The 15,196-nt window shown below is 69.4% G+C and carries 16 protein-coding genes; 6 read left to right on the top strand and 10 right to left on the bottom strand.

Translation table 11 applies throughout. The annotated features are described in order from the left end of the window. Window positions 1–266 precede the first annotated feature (266 nt). From SACMADRAFT_RS24020 to SACMADRAFT_RS23995, 6 genes are all read right to left on the bottom strand, one after another. Entirely contained in the window at window positions 267–2,123 is a 1,857-nt protein-coding gene (locus SACMADRAFT_RS24020; RefSeq protein WP_009156460.1) for a bifunctional sugar phosphate isomerase/epimerase/4-hydroxyphenylpyruvate dioxygenase family protein, read from the bottom strand. Window positions 2,124–2,135: 12 nt separating this feature from the next. Next, complete coding sequence (locus SACMADRAFT_RS24015) at window positions 2,136–3,167, bottom strand: Gfo/Idh/MocA family protein (RefSeq protein ID WP_009156459.1); 1,032 nt, start codon at window positions 3,165–3,167, stop codon at window positions 2,136–2,138. Window positions 3,168–3,233: 66 nt separating this feature from the next. Further along, window positions 3,234–4,256 carry a sialic acid TRAP transporter substrate-binding protein SiaP gene (locus SACMADRAFT_RS24010; protein ID WP_009156458.1) on the bottom strand — a complete coding sequence of 341 codons (1,023 nt, stop codon included), beginning with the start codon at window positions 4,254–4,256 and terminating at the stop codon, window positions 3,234–3,236. Window positions 4,257–4,286: 30 nt separating this feature from the next. Then, a complete protein-coding gene (locus SACMADRAFT_RS24005; protein WP_009156457.1) occupies window positions 4,287–5,561 on the bottom strand; it encodes a TRAP transporter large permease in 1,275 nt (424 codons plus the stop codon). Then, the gene (locus tag SACMADRAFT_RS24000; RefSeq protein WP_009156456.1) at window positions 5,558–6,097 is read right to left on the bottom strand and encodes a TRAP transporter small permease; all 540 of its coding nucleotides are present in this window, start codon (window positions 6,095–6,097) and stop codon (window positions 5,558–5,560) included. The genes SACMADRAFT_RS24005 and SACMADRAFT_RS24000 overlap by 4 nt, the downstream gene beginning before the upstream one ends. Beyond that, window positions 6,090–7,091, bottom strand: coding sequence for a zinc-dependent alcohol dehydrogenase (locus SACMADRAFT_RS23995; protein ID WP_009156455.1), 1,002 nt, complete (start codon window positions 7,089–7,091; stop codon window positions 6,090–6,092). Before SACMADRAFT_RS23995 ends, SACMADRAFT_RS24000 begins: the two co-directional genes overlap by 8 nt. Before the next feature lie 109 nt (window positions 7,092–7,200). Here SACMADRAFT_RS23995 and SACMADRAFT_RS23990 point away from each other — a divergent pair, with 109 nt between their 5' ends. Beyond that, the gene (locus tag SACMADRAFT_RS23990) at window positions 7,201–8,208 is read left to right on the top strand and encodes a LacI family DNA-binding transcriptional regulator (protein ID WP_009156454.1); all 1,008 of its coding nucleotides are present in this window, start codon (window positions 7,201–7,203) and stop codon (window positions 8,206–8,208) included. Window positions 8,209–8,273: 65 nt separating this feature from the next. Here SACMADRAFT_RS23990 and SACMADRAFT_RS23985 read toward each other — a convergent pair whose 3' ends face one another. Further along, complete coding sequence (locus tag SACMADRAFT_RS23985; protein ID WP_009156453.1) at window positions 8,274–8,717, bottom strand: excalibur calcium-binding domain-containing protein; 444 nt, start codon at window positions 8,715–8,717, stop codon at window positions 8,274–8,276. A gap of 310 nt (window positions 8,718–9,027) precedes the next feature. Here SACMADRAFT_RS23985 and SACMADRAFT_RS23980 point away from each other — a divergent pair, with 310 nt between their 5' ends. After that, window positions 9,028–9,651, top strand: a complete 624-nt coding sequence (locus tag SACMADRAFT_RS23980; protein ID WP_040926773.1) for a DUF305 domain-containing protein — start codon at window positions 9,028–9,030, stop codon at window positions 9,649–9,651. 6 nt (window positions 9,652–9,657) lie between these two features. On the opposite strand, the gene SACMADRAFT_RS28705 is transcribed toward SACMADRAFT_RS23980, so the two are convergent. Further along, the gene (locus SACMADRAFT_RS28705; protein WP_009156451.1) at window positions 9,658–10,776 is read right to left on the bottom strand and encodes a DivIVA domain-containing protein; all 1,119 of its coding nucleotides are present in this window, start codon (window positions 10,774–10,776) and stop codon (window positions 9,658–9,660) included. Window positions 10,777–11,115: 339 nt separating this feature from the next. On the opposite strand from SACMADRAFT_RS28705, the gene SACMADRAFT_RS23965 reads away from it, so the two are divergent. Beyond that, the gene (locus SACMADRAFT_RS23965) at window positions 11,116–11,475 is read left to right on the top strand and encodes a BlaI/MecI/CopY family transcriptional regulator (RefSeq protein ID WP_009156450.1); all 360 of its coding nucleotides are present in this window, start codon (window positions 11,116–11,118) and stop codon (window positions 11,473–11,475) included. Continuing rightward, entirely contained in the window at window positions 11,472–12,413 is a 942-nt protein-coding gene (locus SACMADRAFT_RS23960) for a M56 family metallopeptidase (RefSeq protein WP_009156449.1), read from the top strand. The genes SACMADRAFT_RS23965 and SACMADRAFT_RS23960 overlap by 4 nt, the downstream gene beginning before the upstream one ends. Here the strand turns inward: SACMADRAFT_RS23960 and SACMADRAFT_RS23955 are convergent. Beyond that, the gene (locus SACMADRAFT_RS23955; RefSeq protein WP_009156448.1) at window positions 12,389–12,868 is read right to left on the bottom strand and encodes a hypothetical protein; all 480 of its coding nucleotides are present in this window, start codon (window positions 12,866–12,868) and stop codon (window positions 12,389–12,391) included. The two genes, SACMADRAFT_RS23960 and SACMADRAFT_RS23955, sit on opposite strands and share 25 nt — an antisense overlap. A 136-nt stretch (window positions 12,869–13,004) precedes the next feature. On the opposite strand from SACMADRAFT_RS23955, the gene SACMADRAFT_RS23950 reads away from it, so the two are divergent. Together SACMADRAFT_RS23950 and SACMADRAFT_RS23945 are read left to right on the top strand one after the other, a co-directional pair. Continuing rightward, complete coding sequence (locus SACMADRAFT_RS23950) at window positions 13,005–13,727, top strand: DsbA family protein (protein ID WP_009156447.1); 723 nt, start codon at window positions 13,005–13,007, stop codon at window positions 13,725–13,727. Continuing rightward, window positions 13,724–14,569: a cytochrome c biogenesis CcdA family protein gene (locus SACMADRAFT_RS23945; RefSeq protein WP_009156446.1), complete on the top strand. Its 846-nt coding sequence runs from the start codon at window positions 13,724–13,726 to the stop codon at window positions 14,567–14,569. Before SACMADRAFT_RS23950 ends, SACMADRAFT_RS23945 begins: the two co-directional genes overlap by 4 nt. Here SACMADRAFT_RS23945 and SACMADRAFT_RS23940 read toward each other — a convergent pair whose 3' ends face one another. Further along, a complete protein-coding gene (locus SACMADRAFT_RS23940; protein ID WP_009156445.1) occupies window positions 14,570–15,148 on the bottom strand; it encodes a class I SAM-dependent methyltransferase in 579 nt (192 codons plus the stop codon). Window positions 15,149–15,196: the final 48 nt, after the last annotated feature.

Genomic DNA, 15,196 nt, shown 5'->3' with positions numbered 1-15,196 from the left:
CGATCTCGTCGTTGACAAAACCCCAGCCATCCATCGGTCCCCGAGCGTGCAGGGAGGGTATCGCAACCGACGCGCGGGTAGAAGTGCTCTCACGAATTGAGAACCTGCAGGTCAGGATGGGTGATTTCGTTGTTGGGACAACGGATTCGGCGACGCGGTCGATCGGATCAGCTATTGGTATAGGTCTGTTCCATTAACTGAGGTTCACACCAATGCGACAAATCGGACTTGCCGGAGGTGGGAGGCGAGCCGCCCGGCGCGCGGGATCAGTGCGCCTGTTTCCGGTGCCGTGCCTGGCGGTGAGCGGCCATGCGGACCGGCGCGTTGGCCACCCCGTACCCGGTGTACTCGCCGACACGTTGCACGACCTCGAAGAACACCCGGGAGCCGAGCACCTCGGTGTGGAAGTGGAAGAACTCCCCACCCTCTTGGGAGTCGTAGAGCACCTGGCATTCCCGCAACCTCGCCAGCAGCGCGGGATCGAGATCGAGCCGGGCGTCGAGGTCGTCGTAGTAGTTGTCGGAAACCGACAGCAGCGGCACCCCACGCTCACGCATCGCCCGCGCGGCGGCGAACACGTCGTCGGTGGCGAAGGCGACATGCTGCGGGTCCGGAACACCCGGCGACCAGTCACCCCTGCGCAGCAGGGTGCCGTGCAGCGCGATCCGCACCAGCCCGTCCGGATCGCTCACCGCGCGGTTGCGGACGAGCCCGAACGGGGCAGCGAACTCACTGTCGTGCCGAGGGTCGAGGCCGAGCACCGCGCGGTAGAACAAGGTGGCCTCGTCGAAGTAGTCGAACGGCTGGGCCAGCGCCACGTGGTCGACATGCGTCAGTCGGGCCCCCACCTGCGGTGCGGTACCGCTAAGGATGAAATCGCCGAGCCAGTCCGCCCCCCGCTCTCCGCTGCGGCAGAAGAACACCTGCGTGCCGTCCGGCGCGGCCACCGCGGGCAACTCCGCCTCGTTCGGGCCCCGCTCGCGTGGCACCGCCGGGGCCAGGAAGGCATGCGCACGTCGCGCGGACCTCGTCGGATCGGACGTCTGCACCCCGAGCGCGCTCACCGCTGTCGCGGCGGATTCGTCGGAGTTGAGCAGCACTCGCGCGTCGGCCTGCTGCCACAGCTGCACCGGCTTGGACCGGTGCTGCCCCACGTGTGCGAAACCCATCGCGGCAAGGGCACGCGCCACCGACGCCGCCGAGTCGCCTGCGACGGCCACCTCGACAAAGGCGAAGCCGGTGGGTGGCGTCGCGGTCACCGGGGTGGCCAACTCGACACGTTCGGCGGCAGGCGAAGGAAGTCGAGGAGCAACCGACTCCTCGAGCGCGACGAGCGAGCGCATCGCGTCAACGGCCGCCCTGTGCGGGGCGGACTGCCGGAACACGTCGTTGAACACCTCGAGCGAAAGCGGCCCTCGGTAGCCTGCCGCGAGCACGTTCCCGGTGAAACTCGCCAGGTCGAAGGCACCCTGCCCGGGAAACAGCCGGTGGTGCCTGCTCCACTGCAGCACATCCATGCGCAGCCTCGGCGCATCGGCCAACTGCAGGAAGAACAGCTTGTCCGCGGGCAGATCCGCGATCGCGGAAGCGGCGTCGTGCTGCTGCGATCGCGACAGCACGTGGAAACTGTCCAGGCACAGCCCCAGCGCCGGATGATCCGCCCGCCGCACGATCTCCCAGGAGCGCTGCCAGGTGTCGACGTGGCGGCCCCAGGCCAGCGCCTCGTAGGCGATCCGCAGCCCACGCCGCTGGGCACGTTCGGCCAGCATGTGCAACTGCTCGGCGGCGAGGTCCGCGTCGGCCACCGCGTCGTCCGAAACCGAGGAGCAGACCAGCAGCGTGTCGGCACCGAGGCGCTCCATCAGGTCGAACTTACGTTGCGCTCGGCGAAGGTTTCGCCGCAACGCCTCCGGGTCCACCGTTTCGAAGTCCCGAAACGGCTGGTAGAGGTCCACCGACAGGCCGAGTTCGGTGCATCGGTCGCGTAGCCGCCGCGGCGACCACGGCGAGGCGATCAGGTCGTTCTCGAAGATCTCCACGCCGTCGAACCCCGCCGCCGCGGCCGCGTCGAGTTTGTCGGACAGCGTGCCGGAAAGGCACACGGTCGCGATCGCCTTCCGCATCAGCTTCACTCCTCAGTCGATGGTCACCGGCACGCCGGTGCGGGCGGCCTCAGCCACTGCCCGGGTGACTCGCAGCGTCCGCAGGCCCTCGCGGCCGCTGACGAGCGGCGGCTGCTCACCACGTAGCACCGCGCAGAACTGCTCCAGTTGCCGCCGCAGCGGGTCCGACCCGCACACTTCGACCTTCGAGGTGACGAACGGCTCCCACCACGACGGGGTGCCTGCGAACACCCGCAGCCGCATGCTCGGTACGGAAAGCGAACCGTTCGTGCCCGCGAGGAGGTAGCAGTCCTCGTCCGGGTGGTAGGGGTAGCGAGGGTCCTCGCGGGAGGTCTGTTCCCAGCTCCGCGCCGAGGCCGCGACGTCGGAAAGCAGGAAGGTGCCCAGTGCGTCACCGGCGAACCGCAACGTGATCGCCACCGTGTCCTCCACCGGAAAGCCCCTGGTCCGGCTGGATGCGGTGGCCTGCACCGCCACGATCTCGCCGCAGATCGCGCGCAGGTTGTCGATCTCGTGGCTGAGATTGATCAGGATCGGGCCCCCGCCCGGCCCGCGGCGCCACGGTGCCTGCTCGAAGTAGTCGTCGGGTTTGCGAAACACCGCGCTGCCCTGCACGGCGACCAGCGTGCCGAGCACGCCCCCGCGCACGATCTCGGCCGCGGCCGCGACCAGCGGGCTGTGCCTTCGGTGATGCCCGACCGCCAGCGGTACCCCGCGGGCTTCGGCGGCACACACCAGCCGCTCGGCGCCGGTCACGGAGTCCGCGAGCGGCTTCTCAACGAGCACCGGCACACCGGCCTCCACACAGCACAGCGCGTGCTCGACATGACGGCTGTTCGGCGAGGCGACGATGACGCCGTCGACACGCGTCCCGGCGAGCAGGTCGGCCAGCCGCGCGTGCCCGAGGCCGCGGCCGAGCGCGCGTGCGGCCGGGTCGGGGTCCACAACGGACACCAGCTCGCAGCCCGGGTCGCCGCGCACCAGCTCGACATGTCTGCGACCGATCAGACCGGCGCCCACGACCGCGATGCGGAGCCTGCTCATGGCCGGCCCCGCATCGCCTGCCTGCGTGGCCCGTAGAGTGACAAGGCCTCCACCAGCCGTTCCCACCTACTCCGCGGACTGCCTGATGCTGCGGTACAGCTCCAACTGCTTGCCGGAAAGCGTCTTGTCGAAGTAGTCATCGGCCCGCTTGGCGAACGCCTCGCGGTCGACGTTGGAAACTACGGTCATGTCGCCGCCGTTTCGCCACTGCTCGAGGATTTTCTTCTCCTCCTGCTCGATGCATTCCCGGTTGGCCGACCTGGTCTCGTGGACTGTCCGCTGGAGTGTTTGCTGCTGCTCGGCGGAGAGCTTGCGCCAACTGTCCTCATTGATCACGATGAGCTGCGAGCCGGTCTGGTGGCCGGAAAGGCTGACGTGGCTTTGCACCTCGTCCAGGCTCTTCTCCGCGATGGTGGGAATCGGGTTCTCCTGGCCGTCGATGATGCCCTGTTGCAGTGCCAGGTAGACCTCCTCGAACGCCACCGCGGTCGCGCTCGCCCCGACGGCCTTGGCGTTTTCGAGGTAGATCGGCGAGTCCGGATAGCGCATCCGCAGACCGCGCAGGTCATCGGGGGTGCGGATCGGTTTGTTCGCGGTGAAGTGGCGCATCCCGAAGAACCACACGTCCAGGATGCGCGCCCCGGTTTCCTTGGCGAACTCGTCCTTCAGCTTCTTGGCCGCTTCGCTGTCGAAGAACTCGAACAGCTGGTCGGGACCGTCGAAGGCGTATGCCATGTCCAGCACGCCGATCGGCGCGTAGCTGGCGGCCAGTGCCGATGAGCCCTGCACGTCCATGTCCACGTCACCGGCCATCAAGGAGGTGAACCGTTCGGTGTCCTCGCCGAGTTGGCTGTTGGGGAAGGTCTCGATCGTCACCCCGTTGTCCTGCTCGTTGAGTTTGTCGGCCACCGCCTGTATCCCGCAGCGGGTGTGTGGGTGCTGGGTCGTGTAGCTGTTGGCGAACGAGAGCGTGACCGAGCCTTCCGGCGAGTCGCCGTCCTCGCTTCCGCCCATCGCGGTGCAGCTCGTGGCGAGCAGCGCCGCTGCGGACACGAGGGTGAGTAGCCGGTACCTGTTCTTGGTGGGCATCGTCGCCTCCTCCAATGGTTTCGGTTGGGGTCACAACCCGAGTGCCGCGGGCAGGAACGTGACGGTTGCCGGAACGAACGTCACGAGCATGAGCACGGCGAACAGCGGGATCAGGAACGGAGCCGTGCCGCGGAAGACCTCGTGCACCGGCAGTTTGGTGACCGGGCTGAGCACGTAGAGCACGGCACCGATCGGGGGAGTGAGCAAGCCGATCATCAGGTTGATGATCGTGATGACGCCGAAGTGCAGTGGGTCCACACCGAACTCGACGGCGATCGGCAACAGGATCGGCACTGTGATCACCAGTACCGACGTGCCCTCGAGCACCGCGCCGAGAAAGATCAGCAGAGCATTGATGAGTAGCAGGAACACCAGCTGGCTGTCGGTGAAGCCCAGCAGTGACTCGGCGACGGCCGCGGGCACCTGCTCCCTGGCCAGAATCCAGGCCAGCAGCCCGGACGCGCCGAGGATCAGCGTGATGGAGGCGGTGGTGGCCGCCGTGTCACGCAGGATCGCGCCGAGGTCGCGCACGCGGATCCTGCGGTAGGCCACGCCGAGCAGCAGCACGTAGGCGGCACCGACGGCGGCGGCTTCGGTGGGGGTGAACAACCCGCCGAGGATGCCACCGAGGATGATCACCGGGGTCAGCATCGGCCCGAGCACCCGCAGTGTCGCCTTCCGCAGTCGTTCCCAGTCGAACGGTTGCGCCTGCAACTCCGACTGGCGCCGGGCCCAGACGAAGACCGCTACCGCCAGTCCCGCTGCCATCAGGAACGCGGGCACCACGGATGCGGCGAACAGCGCTCCCGTGGACACCGCCGCGATCGAGGCGTAGACGACGGCGGGGATGCTCGGTGGCATCACCGGACCGATCAGGCTCGACGCCGCGGTGATGCCCACCGAGAACCGCTTGGAGTAGCCCTTGCGAACCATCGCGGGCACCTCGACCTTGCCGAGTCCGGCCGCGTCGGCAAGAGCGGAGCCGCTCATCCACGAGAAGCCCAGGCTCACGCCGATGTTGACGTAGCCGAGGCTGCCCTTGACCCGCCCGATGACCGACAGCGCGAAGTCGAACAGCCGGTCGGCGATGCCCGCGTGGTTGGCGATGACCCCGACCAGGATGAACAACGGCACCGCCAGCAGCGGGAAGCTGTCGATCGCCCCGGTGACCTCCCGCATGCTCAACCCGAGTGACTGCCCGTTCATCGTGACGTAGGTGATGCACGGGCCCAGCAACGCGAACGCGACGGGAACTCGCAGCGCGAGCAGCACGATGATCCCGGCGGCAAGGAGCGCCATGTTCATGCCGAAGGCTCCTCCTTCGAAACCGGCGCGGGCGCGAAGACCGCGACGACGGAGCGGACCGTGGTCAGCAGCAACCCGACGAGGGGAATGACGTAGAAGTAGCCGACCGGCAGGCCCAGCGCGGGTGAGGTCTGCCGCGACGGTGAACCGACAAGTTCGAACGCCTCGTAGGCCAGGTTCAGGCACACGACGGCGACGGTGACGTTGGCGAAGATCCACACCAGGCGGCGCGCCAGGCCGGTGGTCACGTGATCGATCAGCTTCAGCGTCACGTGCGCATCCCTGCCGAGCAGGTAGCCGGACATGGCGAAGGTCAGCCAGACCAGGCTGAACCTCGCCAACTCTCCTGTCCACACCCAGCCACCGGTCGGCAGGTACCGCTGTGCCGCCTGCAACAGCATCAGTGCGAAGATCGTGGTGAGTAGCAGGCCGCCGACAACCGCCTCCGCGCGTGACAGCCAGCGCAGCGGTGCGGGTTCACCGCGACCGGATGGCTGCCCGGTGTCTTCGTAGTTGTTACCGGTCGGCTCAACCATCGCTGCCCTCCTGCCAGCCGGACAGGTCGATCCAGGACTTGCCCGGCGCCGAGCGGGCCAGCGCGAAGGCGGTCGCGGCGTCGGAGGGCAGGAAGCGTTCGTGCAGCACCTCGGAAGGCCGGATCGAGCCGTCCACAACGGATGCCACCGTCTCGGAGAAGTCCGCGGGGTGGTCGTAGATGAGCGAGCCACGGATCCGCAGCTGCCGCCTCGCGAGCTCCATCGGCGAGACCGAAACCGGCTCGCTGCCCATCCCGATCATCACGATGGTGCCCATGCGCGCCACCGAGCGCAGCGAGATGTCCCAGGTTTGCGGGGTTCCCGCGGTGTCGAACACGATCGCGAAGCTGTCCTCGCCGGTGTCGCTCGCCCTGGCGGCACCGATGCGTTCGGCGAGTTCCAGCCTGCCGGGTATGGGTTCGACGACCCTGGGCGCGGCGCCAGCGGCGAGCAACGCCTGGCACAGGAACAGGCCCTGTGACCCGGCGCCCACGACGAGGCACTGCTCACCGGGCCGTACGTGTGCCCTTCGCACGGCCGCTCTTGCGACGGCGAGCGGCTCCACGCACGCCAGCGTCGCGTCGGAGACCGAATCCGGCACGGGCCAGGTGAAGCGGGCAGGTACCGCGACCTGCTCCGCGAGCAGCCCGGGGAGGTTCATGCCGACGATTCCCCTGCCGGTGCACGCCGAGGTCGTTCCCGCCAGGCAGGCGTCGCATTGGAAGCAGCTGTAGTTGGGCTCCACCACCACGCGCTGCCCGACGTGTCGCTGCGTGACACCGGTTCCGACGGCGAGGATCTCGCCGCCACCCTCGTGCCCCATCACCCACGGCAAGGCAGGCGGCTCTCGATGTCCTTCGTGGACAGCCAGGTCGGACCCGCACAGTCCCACCGAACGCATCCCCACAAGGACCTCGTCCGCCCGCAACGTGGGTCGCGGCCAGTTGTCGACCACCTCCACGTGGTGTGGCTTGGTCAGGACGACAGCCCTCATCAACCGTTCCCTCTCGACGCCGAGCGTTTCTGGCGGCCGACCATAAGTGGGACGACAACCGGATGGCAAGCGGTTGCCATTTGTTGCCACAGCGGGCTAGTGTTGCGACGTGCTCGACGATGACGGGAAGCGACCGACCATTTACGACGTCGCCAAAGAGGCCGGGGTGGCGGCATCAACGGTGTCGCGGGCACTGGCGAGGCCTGACCGCGTGAACGCGCGGACGCGCGAGCACGTGCTGGCGGTGGCGACGCGGCTGGGGTACCGGGCGAACCCGATCGCGAGGGCACTGCCGTCCGGACGCACCCAGACGGTGGCGCTGTTCGTCTCCGACGTCACCAACCCGCACTTCTTCGGCATCATCCGCGGAGCCGAGCAGCAGACCCGCGCGGCCGGTTGCACGCTGATCCTCGGCGACACCGAGGAGTCACCAGATCTGGAGTCCGGCAACATCGAGCGGCTGAGCGGGTCGGTGGACGGGTTCGTCGTCGCCGCCAGCCGGATGTCGGACAGCCGGATCAAGGAACTGGCGAGCAGGCACCGGTTGACCCTGGTCAGCAGGCAGGTGGACGGCGTGCCGAGCGCGATCGTCGACCACGAGGACGGCACCAGGCAGATCATCGAGCACCTTGCCTCGTTGGGGCACACGTCGGTGGTCTACCTGGCGGGTCCGCGAAGGTCATGGCTCGCGGCGAAGCGATGGCAGGTGATCAGGGCGACAGCGCGCCAGTTCGACATGGCGGCGGAGCGGCTCGGCCCGTTCCCGCCCGCGGTCCGTGGGGGCGCCGCCGCGGCGGATGCCGCCTTCGGCAAGGGCGCCACCGCCGCCATCGCCCACAACGATCTACTGGCGATCGGCATGTTGCGGCGGTTCGCCGATCGAGGGGTTCGGGTGCCCGACGACATCAGCGTGGTCGGCTACGACGACATCTTCGGTGCGGATTTCTGCTCCCCGTCGCTCACCACGCTCGCCGGGCAGTTCGAGGAGGCGGGCCGGATAGCGGTGGATCTACTGCTGGGCGTGCGCGACGGTGTCCGGCGGTCGCGGTCGGGCTCGCAGGTGGTGTTGCCGTCCCACCTGGAGATCCGCGCCTCTACCGGTCCCGCCCCGCGTTGACCCACCGCGCCTGGTGCTCGCCCGGCGCCGCCGGTCCAGGCCCGCACGGCGCCGGGCGAGAGCGATCAGCGCTGCTCGGACCTGCGTGCCCGCCGCGCGGTGAACGCAGCGGTCGCCGTCGCCGCTCCGAGACCGGCTACGCCGAGCAGGATGGGCATCGCCGCGGAGTCGTCCCCGGCCGCCGAGCCGTCACCGGTGTCCACGCCACCCATCGGCACCCTGTGCACCTGCCCGTCCGCGCCCGGTCGCGCGGGCGGAGCCGGGGGCGCCTCCGACTCCGACGTTTCGTGCGGCGGGGCGACCGGAAGTGTCTCGCACGGCTTGCCGTCCTTGTCACGGTCGAGTTCCCAGGCATCCTCGGGGTCGAGCTGCTCGTGGGCCTCCATCGCCTCCTGCTGTGTCGCGAAGTCGCCGCAGTCCTTGTCGTCCTGGGCCGAGGCGACACCTGCCATCGGCAGGCTCGCTCCTGCCGCGAGTACCAGTACGGCGGTGGCTTGACGGAATCGCACGGGCATCTCCTTTCTGTTGGATCACGCAAAAAAGATCACGTTGCGTGCGCTGATGTTGTGGCTGAATCACCGGATAGCGCCGAGTGTGAGTGGTGGCGGGGGCCCATGCATTTCCGCGCGTAATCAGGCCATGCTGACGGGTGATGGTCGCCGCCACGATGCTCCTGCCGCACCGTCCCGTTGCGTGCCTGGTCGTCCTTTTTGCCCAGTCGTGCGCGACCGCGCGTTCGGTGCCGGTTTCGCCCAGGTGGAAACCGCTTATGATGCCCTGGCCGTGGTACCGGCAGGCGACACGACCGAGAGGAATCGGATGGGTTCGAAGAAGTACCTGCTAGGGGCATGTGCCGCCGCCGTGATCGGCCTGGTGTCCGGCTGCGGCGGCGACGTCGAAGGAACCGCCGCGCCGAAGAGCAGCGCACCTGCCGCAGGCGCCCCCGCGAGCACCGCCGCCAGCGACCAAGCCGCGCCGAGCGAGCACAACGCCGATGACGTCAAGTTCGCGCAGCGGCTGCTCCCGCACCACGAGCAGGCCGTGGTGATCTCACGACTGGCGTTCGAACGGTCGGCCGACCCCGAGGTGACAGCGCTGGCTCGGCGCATCCACGACGCGCGCGGTCCGGAGATGAAGCAGCTCATGGCGCTGTTGCAGGGCTGGGGTGAGCCGGTGGCGCCACCCGACCACGGCGACAGCATCGGCCACGGCGACTTCGGGTTGCTCTCGGAGGAGGAGTTGCAGGGGCTGGAGCAGGCTTCCGGTGCGGAGTTCGACCGGGAGTGGCTGCGGTTGATGACCGAGCACCACGAGGGTGCCGTGGAGATCGCCGAACTCGAACTGCGAGACGGTGTGGACTCGCTCGCCAAGCTGTTCGCTCAGAACGCGGTGGACGGCCAGACCGCCGAACTCGCCGAACTGCGAAGTCTCGCGGCGGGCTGAGCCGCCTCAGCCGTCGAGGCTGTACTCGATCAGGTCCAGCAGGGTGTCGACCTCGTCCTGGTCGTAGCCACCGAGCACTTCGCCGAACCTGACCTGCCGCACGTCCTCGATGGTGAGCACGTCCTCACCCTCCAGCGTGGCCTCCACCCGGTCGAGGAACGCATCGACCTCGTCCTCGGAGTAACCGAGTTCGTCGGGTGGGGTCTGGTGGAAGCGGACGTTGTGGATCTCCTCGGCGGACAGCCGTGGTGCGGCCGGGACCGAGGGTGCGGCAGGCGCGGCAGGGACGGGAGGCGCGGTAGGGACGGGAGGCGCGGCCGTGGCGGCAGGCGCGGGAGGTGCCGCGGGTGCGGCCGCCTGTACCGCCCGCAGCGCCTTGGCAGGCCCGCCCTCGACGTTCTTCAGGCTCTCGGCCACCAGGTAGAGGAACTCGGTCTCCCGGTAACCGCGCTTGCCGGGAGGCGGCGGGTTGAACCGGGCCGCGAGCACATCCTGCGCGGTGACGCGGTCCCTGCCCGCTACCGTCGCCTCGATCCTGGCGAGGAAGGCGTGCACCTCGTCCTCGTCGTAGACCTGCGCCGGTGCGGGTTCCTGCGGTGCGGCAGGTGCCTCGTGTCGCGGCGGCCGGGGGTGCGATGCGGGCGCCGGTGGTGGTGCCGCCAGCACGTGCCCGTTGGCCTGCTGCGGTCGGGTGGAGACCGGTGGGCGTGGCCTGGGAACGGCGTTGCCGTGCGGCGGCTGCCGTGGCGGCACGGGGGCGGTGGGCGGCGCCGGGTAGTTCGCGTGCGCGGGTGGGGCCGGGTAGTGGGCGTGCGCGGGTGGGGCCGGGTGTGCCACCGGGACCGCGGGGCCGCGTTCGGCGGCGGGCACGGCCGTGCTGCGCTCCATCAGGGTCAGCGCGACCTCGGCGAAGAAGGCGTCCACGGCGTACACCGCGTAACCGCCATCGGCGCGTTTCGGCGGGGTGAAGCCGAGCACGTCCTCGGCGGTCAGCGAGTCCCTTCCGGCGAGTGTCGCGGCGACCCGATGGAGGAAGACGTCCACCTCGTGCTTGTCGTAGCCCGGCCTGCCGCCCTGCGCGTCCTTGAATCTGGCTTCCCGCACATCGCCTGGGGTCAGAGCCACCGTTCCTCCTGGAGCCTGTGCACGTGAGCCGACCTCCCGTGCGAAAGCGGCATCAACCTCCGAGCCCCCGACCGCCCGTTCACGTTTGCGCGAGCCACTTTGCCGGATGGCGCGCGGACAAGGCAAGACTCGCGCCGAGGCTTTCGGCTCGAACGAAGATCACAGGCCGCGCGCTTGCGCGTAACGAGTTGGTCATTTCGGCGATCCGAAAGCCGCGGCGCTGCTCCGTTCGCAGGCATCGAAGTTGCCGAACGGCCCAGCGCCCGCGTGGGCGCCTCACTTGCGTCCGGCACGTGCGAGCGGCAACTATCATCGGCCGAGGCTGGAAAGGTGGTCCGCATGCGAGGACTCGGTGAGCTCGAGGCCAGGGTCATGGACGTGTTGTGGTCGGTGACGCAACCACTGCGCGTACGTGACGTGTTACAGCGACTGGACACCGAGCGCCCGCTCGCCTACACGACGGTCATGACGGTGCTGGACAACCTGCACGGCAAGGGCTACGCCCGCAGGCAGCGAGCGGGCCGCGCCTACGAGTACACCGCCGCCGAATCGCGGGAGGAGGTCGGCGCGCGGCTGCTGCGTGAGGTGCTGGAGGCCAGCGGCGACACCGAACAGGTGCTGCTGCACTTCGCGCGCTCGGCGACCCCGGAGGAGTCCGACATCCTGCGGCGGGCACTGCGCAGGGACCGGTCACGATGACCTTGGCGCTCGGCCTGCTGCTCGCGGCCGCGATGATCGGCTGGGTGGCGCCCCGCTACTTGTCGCTGGCCGTGACGCCGGGTCTGCGTCCGGGGCTCGCGCTCGCGGGTTGGGTGGCCTCCGCCGTCACGATGCTGTTGGCGATCGCCGCCGCCGCGGTGCTGCTGGTCCTGCCTGGCTCGACGGATTTCGACCGCATGATCGGGGTGACCGAGAGCTGCCTGAATGCCGTTCGCGCGGGTGGCGACGTGACGTGGGGGCACGTGGCCGCACTCGGCCTCGCGGCCGTGCTGGCCGGGTTGCTCGGTTGGACCGCGCTCGTGGCCGTGCGCAGGTTGCGCGGGCAGCGGCGGTGGCGGCGAAGGCATCTGACCCTGTTGCGCATGGTGTGCCGTTGCGACAGTTCGGTGATCTGGCTGGAGGAGGCTGCTCCCGTCGCATACAGCATCGGCGGCCGCCGTGGAGCGATCGTGGCGACCGCAGGGCTTCACAAGCTCACCGACGGCGAGCGGGAGGCGGTGCTGGCACACGAGCGGGCACATCTGCGAGGTCGTCACCACCTGCTGGTGCTGGCCGCCGAGGTGCTCGCCGCCGCGCTGCCGTTCGTGCCGCTGTGCCGAAGGGCGCCCGCGACCGTGCGGGTGCTGGTTGAGTTGGCCGCCGATGCCGCGGCGGCCCGCCGTCACGGGCCCGATCCGGTGCGCGCAGCGCTGCTCGCGGTCAGCACCTCCGGTGCGCCGCAGGCCGCGCTGGCGATGTCGCGCGAGGCCGTCGAGGTGCGGCTGGCGTGGTTGTCCCACGAAGGCGGGGCGGTTCGGAGGCTGCCGGTCCGGCTCGACTACGCGCTGGCTGCGGTGCTGGCCGCGCTGCCAGCGCTCGCCGTGGTGGCAGCGACGGGGCTGGCCGTGGCGCTCTACTGCCTCGGGGTGGCCGGCTGAGACACCTCGGGTACCCCGCAGCGGTCGCCGCAGTCTCGGCGCCGCCAGCGTTGCGCGACGGCCGCGCCGAGCAGGCCGATCGAGATGAGCGCGAGGAAGGGCTGCACGGGTGCCCAGATGCCAAGCGCACCCGAGGTGCCGAGTGCCAGCAACACCAGCTTGTTGCACACCGGGCAGCCGACCGCGAACACCGACAGCACCACACCCGCCAGCGGTCGCCGTGACTCCCGCTCCTGCGGCGGCGGTGCCTGGATGGCGAACCAGGACCAGGTGAGCAGCACGGTCGCCGCCAGCACCGGATACTCCCACCACCTGACCGGGACCTCGCGAGAGAACACCGGGTTGGCGATGATGTCGGTCGGCACGCCGACCAGCACGAGCGCCAGCGCCGCCAGCAGCGTGGCCTTGCCGAGGCGATGCCATTTCGCCCGCCGGGCCGGTTCGATCGTCACCACGTCTGCTCCAGTCGTGCTCGGTCCACGGGTTCCAACGCGCAATACTAAAGAAGATAGTAGTGGGCGTGGGACGTCGATCGAAGACTTCATTACTATGGCCTCTAGTAGTTAAAGCTTCGATCGAGTTGGAGTGCCGATGCCAGGTACGCGCTCGGCGTCCACGGCAAAGCGCGACGTCGTCCTCGTCGTCGTTCTCGTGCTGGTCGCCACGGGTCTCATCACCTACTTCGCCACCAAACCGTCCGGTGAGGGCATGGCGACGCAACAGTCGCAGTCGAGCACCGAAACCGGCCAGACGGGTCCGCTGGACACACTCGCCCGCCGAGCCGATGGCGACCCGATGGCCGTGGGCAGGGCGGACGCGCCGGTGACAATGGTCATGTATTCGGACTACCGGTGCCCGTTCTGCGCCAAGTTCAGCCGCGACACCGAGCCGGAACTGCTCGAGCGCTACGTGGAGCCCGGTGTGCTGCGCATCGAGTGGCGCGACCTTCCGATCTTCGGCGAGGAATCCCTCGTCGCCGCGCGAGCCGGCAGAGCTGCCGCCGAGCAGGGCAGGTTCTGGGAGTTCAACCACGCGCTCTACGCGGCCTCACCAACGACCGGCCACCCGGATCTGACCCCGGAGGCGCTGCGCGGATTCGCGCGCGAAGCCGGGGTGGCTGACCTGGACCGGTTCACGGCCGCGCTGAGCCAGACCCGATTCGACGCCGCGATCAAGACCGACATCGACGAGGCCACCGCGCTCGGGGTGTCCAGCACTCCGACCTTCGTCATCAACGGGAACCCGGTGCTCGGTGCCCAGCCGCTCGAGGTGTTCACCTCGGCCATCGACGAGGCCGCCGCCGCCAAGTCATGATCGAGGTCGGGCTACTCGGCGCCTTCCTCGGCGGACTGCTGTCACTGGTGAGTCCCTGCTCGGCGCTGCTGCTGCCGTCGTTCTTCGCCTACGCGTTCGACGGCGTCGGCGCGCTCGCCAGGCGCACGGTGGCGTTCTACGCGGGCCTGCTGGTGGTGCTGGTGCCGCTCGGCGCGGGCGTGGCCGCCGTCGGCTCACTCCTCACCCGCTACCGCGATGTCACCACGACCGTCGGTGGTGCCGTGCTGATCGCGCTCGGCCTCGCCATGATCGCGGGTATCGGATTCGGGCTGACTTCGGCGGGACGGGCCGCGGCGAAGATCAAGCTGTCCTCGGGTGCTTCGGTGTTCGCACTCGGCACCGTCTACGCGCTCGCGGGATTCTGTTCCGGGCCGCTGCTCGGCAGCGTGCTCACCGTGTCGGCGGCGGGCGGACAGCCCGGCTACGGCGCGACGCTGCTCGCGCTGTACGCGCTGGGCATGGCAGCTCCGCTGTTCGCGCTCGCACTGCTGTGGGATCGCTTCGACCTGGGCAGGAAGACCTGGTTGCGCGGGCGGGAGATCCGGCTCGGGCGGCTGCGGACGCACAGCACCAACCTGGTGTCCGGCATCCTGTTCGTCGGTATCGGGCTGCTGTTCCTGCTCACCGACGGCACCGCCAACCTCGGTGGGTTCACCAGCGTCGACACCCAGTTCTCGCTACAGGCGTGGCTGCAGGACCTCACCGGCGGTGTCTCCAACGCAGTGCTGTTGCTGGTGCTGGTCGGTCTCGCGCTGCTCGTGCTCGTGGTGCGGTTGCTGCGGTCACGCTCCCGACGCCTGGATCGGGTGCCGCCTGACTGATCACCACGTGCGCGCGTCGAGCACCACGTCGATGGCCGTCCCGTTGCCGGTGTCGCGCAGCACGTGGTGCAGCGAATCCACCCGCAGGCCCTCGGCGGCCAAGGCCAGGTCCGCCACACCGGGCAGCACGCGTGGGTTCGGCGGGCCGCCGACCCCGCGCTCGTGGTTCTCCCTGGCGTGGCCGAGGTAGAGCAGCCGCCCGCCTTCGCCGAGCCAGCCGCCCGCCCTGCGCAGAGCCGAGCCGAGCCGGTCGACGTCGATCTGCAGGAACCCTACGAGCACGAGATCCACGCCGAGCCGCTGCGGCCGCCACGTCGTGACGTCGCCCAGTTGCCAGTCGATATCCGAGCCGTACTCCTTCGCCCGCGCCGCTTCCAGCGCCACCCGCGAGAAGTCCACGGCCGTGACCTGCCAGCCCCGCGAGTACAGCCACCGTGCGTGCCTGCCGTCGCCGCAGCCGAGGTCGATCGCGTATCCCGGGGTCGCATCCTCGAGGCGGGCGCGGATCGTGGCCGCGGGCTGCGGGCCCCACGGGTGCGGCTCGGCCCGGTAACGCTCGTCCCATGTGTCTGCTTCCATGCCACCTTCATACCCCGAGGGTGAAGCGGCCGATCTCGGCGACGCGCG

This window comes from Saccharomonospora marina XMU15, from assembly GCF_000244955.1.
In the GTDB taxonomy this organism is placed as follows: Bacteria; Actinomycetota; Actinomycetes; order Mycobacteriales; family Pseudonocardiaceae; genus Saccharomonospora_A; species Saccharomonospora_A marina.
This window is presented reverse-complemented; position numbering and strand designations above follow the sequence as displayed.

What these genes read in the sequence shown, in the direction of transcription:
- SACMADRAFT_RS24020 (WP_009156460.1), bottom strand. Translation starts at nt 2,123, where the DNA reads ATGCGGAAGGCGATCGCGACCGTGTGCCTTTCCGGCACGCTGTCCGAC.
- SACMADRAFT_RS24015 (WP_009156459.1), bottom strand. Translation starts at nt 3,167, where the DNA reads ATGAGCAGGCTCCGCATCGCGGTCGTGGGCGCCGGTCTGATCGGTCGC.
- SACMADRAFT_RS24010 (WP_009156458.1), bottom strand. Translation starts at nt 4,256, where the DNA reads ATGCCCACCAAGAACAGGTACCGGCTACTCACCCTCGTGTCCGCAGCG.
- SACMADRAFT_RS24005 (WP_009156457.1), bottom strand. Translation starts at nt 5,561, where the DNA reads ATGAACATGGCGCTCCTTGCCGCCGGGATCATCGTGCTGCTCGCGCTG.
- SACMADRAFT_RS24000 (WP_009156456.1), bottom strand. Translation starts at nt 6,097, where the DNA reads ATGGTTGAGCCGACCGGTAACAACTACGAAGACACCGGGCAGCCATCC.
- SACMADRAFT_RS23995 (WP_009156455.1), bottom strand. Translation starts at nt 7,091, where the DNA reads ATGAGGGCTGTCGTCCTGACCAAGCCACACCACGTGGAGGTGGTCGAC.
- SACMADRAFT_RS23980 (WP_040926773.1), top strand. Translation starts at nt 9,028, where the DNA reads ATGGGTTCGAAGAAGTACCTGCTAGGGGCATGTGCCGCCGCCGTGATC.
- SACMADRAFT_RS23965 (WP_009156450.1), top strand. Translation starts at nt 11,116, where the DNA reads ATGCGAGGACTCGGTGAGCTCGAGGCCAGGGTCATGGACGTGTTGTGG.
- SACMADRAFT_RS23960 (WP_009156449.1), top strand. Translation starts at nt 11,472, where the DNA reads ATGACCTTGGCGCTCGGCCTGCTGCTCGCGGCCGCGATGATCGGCTGG.
- SACMADRAFT_RS23950 (WP_009156447.1), top strand. Translation starts at nt 13,005, where the DNA reads ATGCCAGGTACGCGCTCGGCGTCCACGGCAAAGCGCGACGTCGTCCTC.
- SACMADRAFT_RS23945 (WP_009156446.1), top strand. Translation starts at nt 13,724, where the DNA reads ATGATCGAGGTCGGGCTACTCGGCGCCTTCCTCGGCGGACTGCTGTCA.
- SACMADRAFT_RS23940 (WP_009156445.1), bottom strand. Translation starts at nt 15,148, where the DNA reads ATGGAAGCAGACACATGGGACGAGCGTTACCGGGCCGAGCCGCACCCG.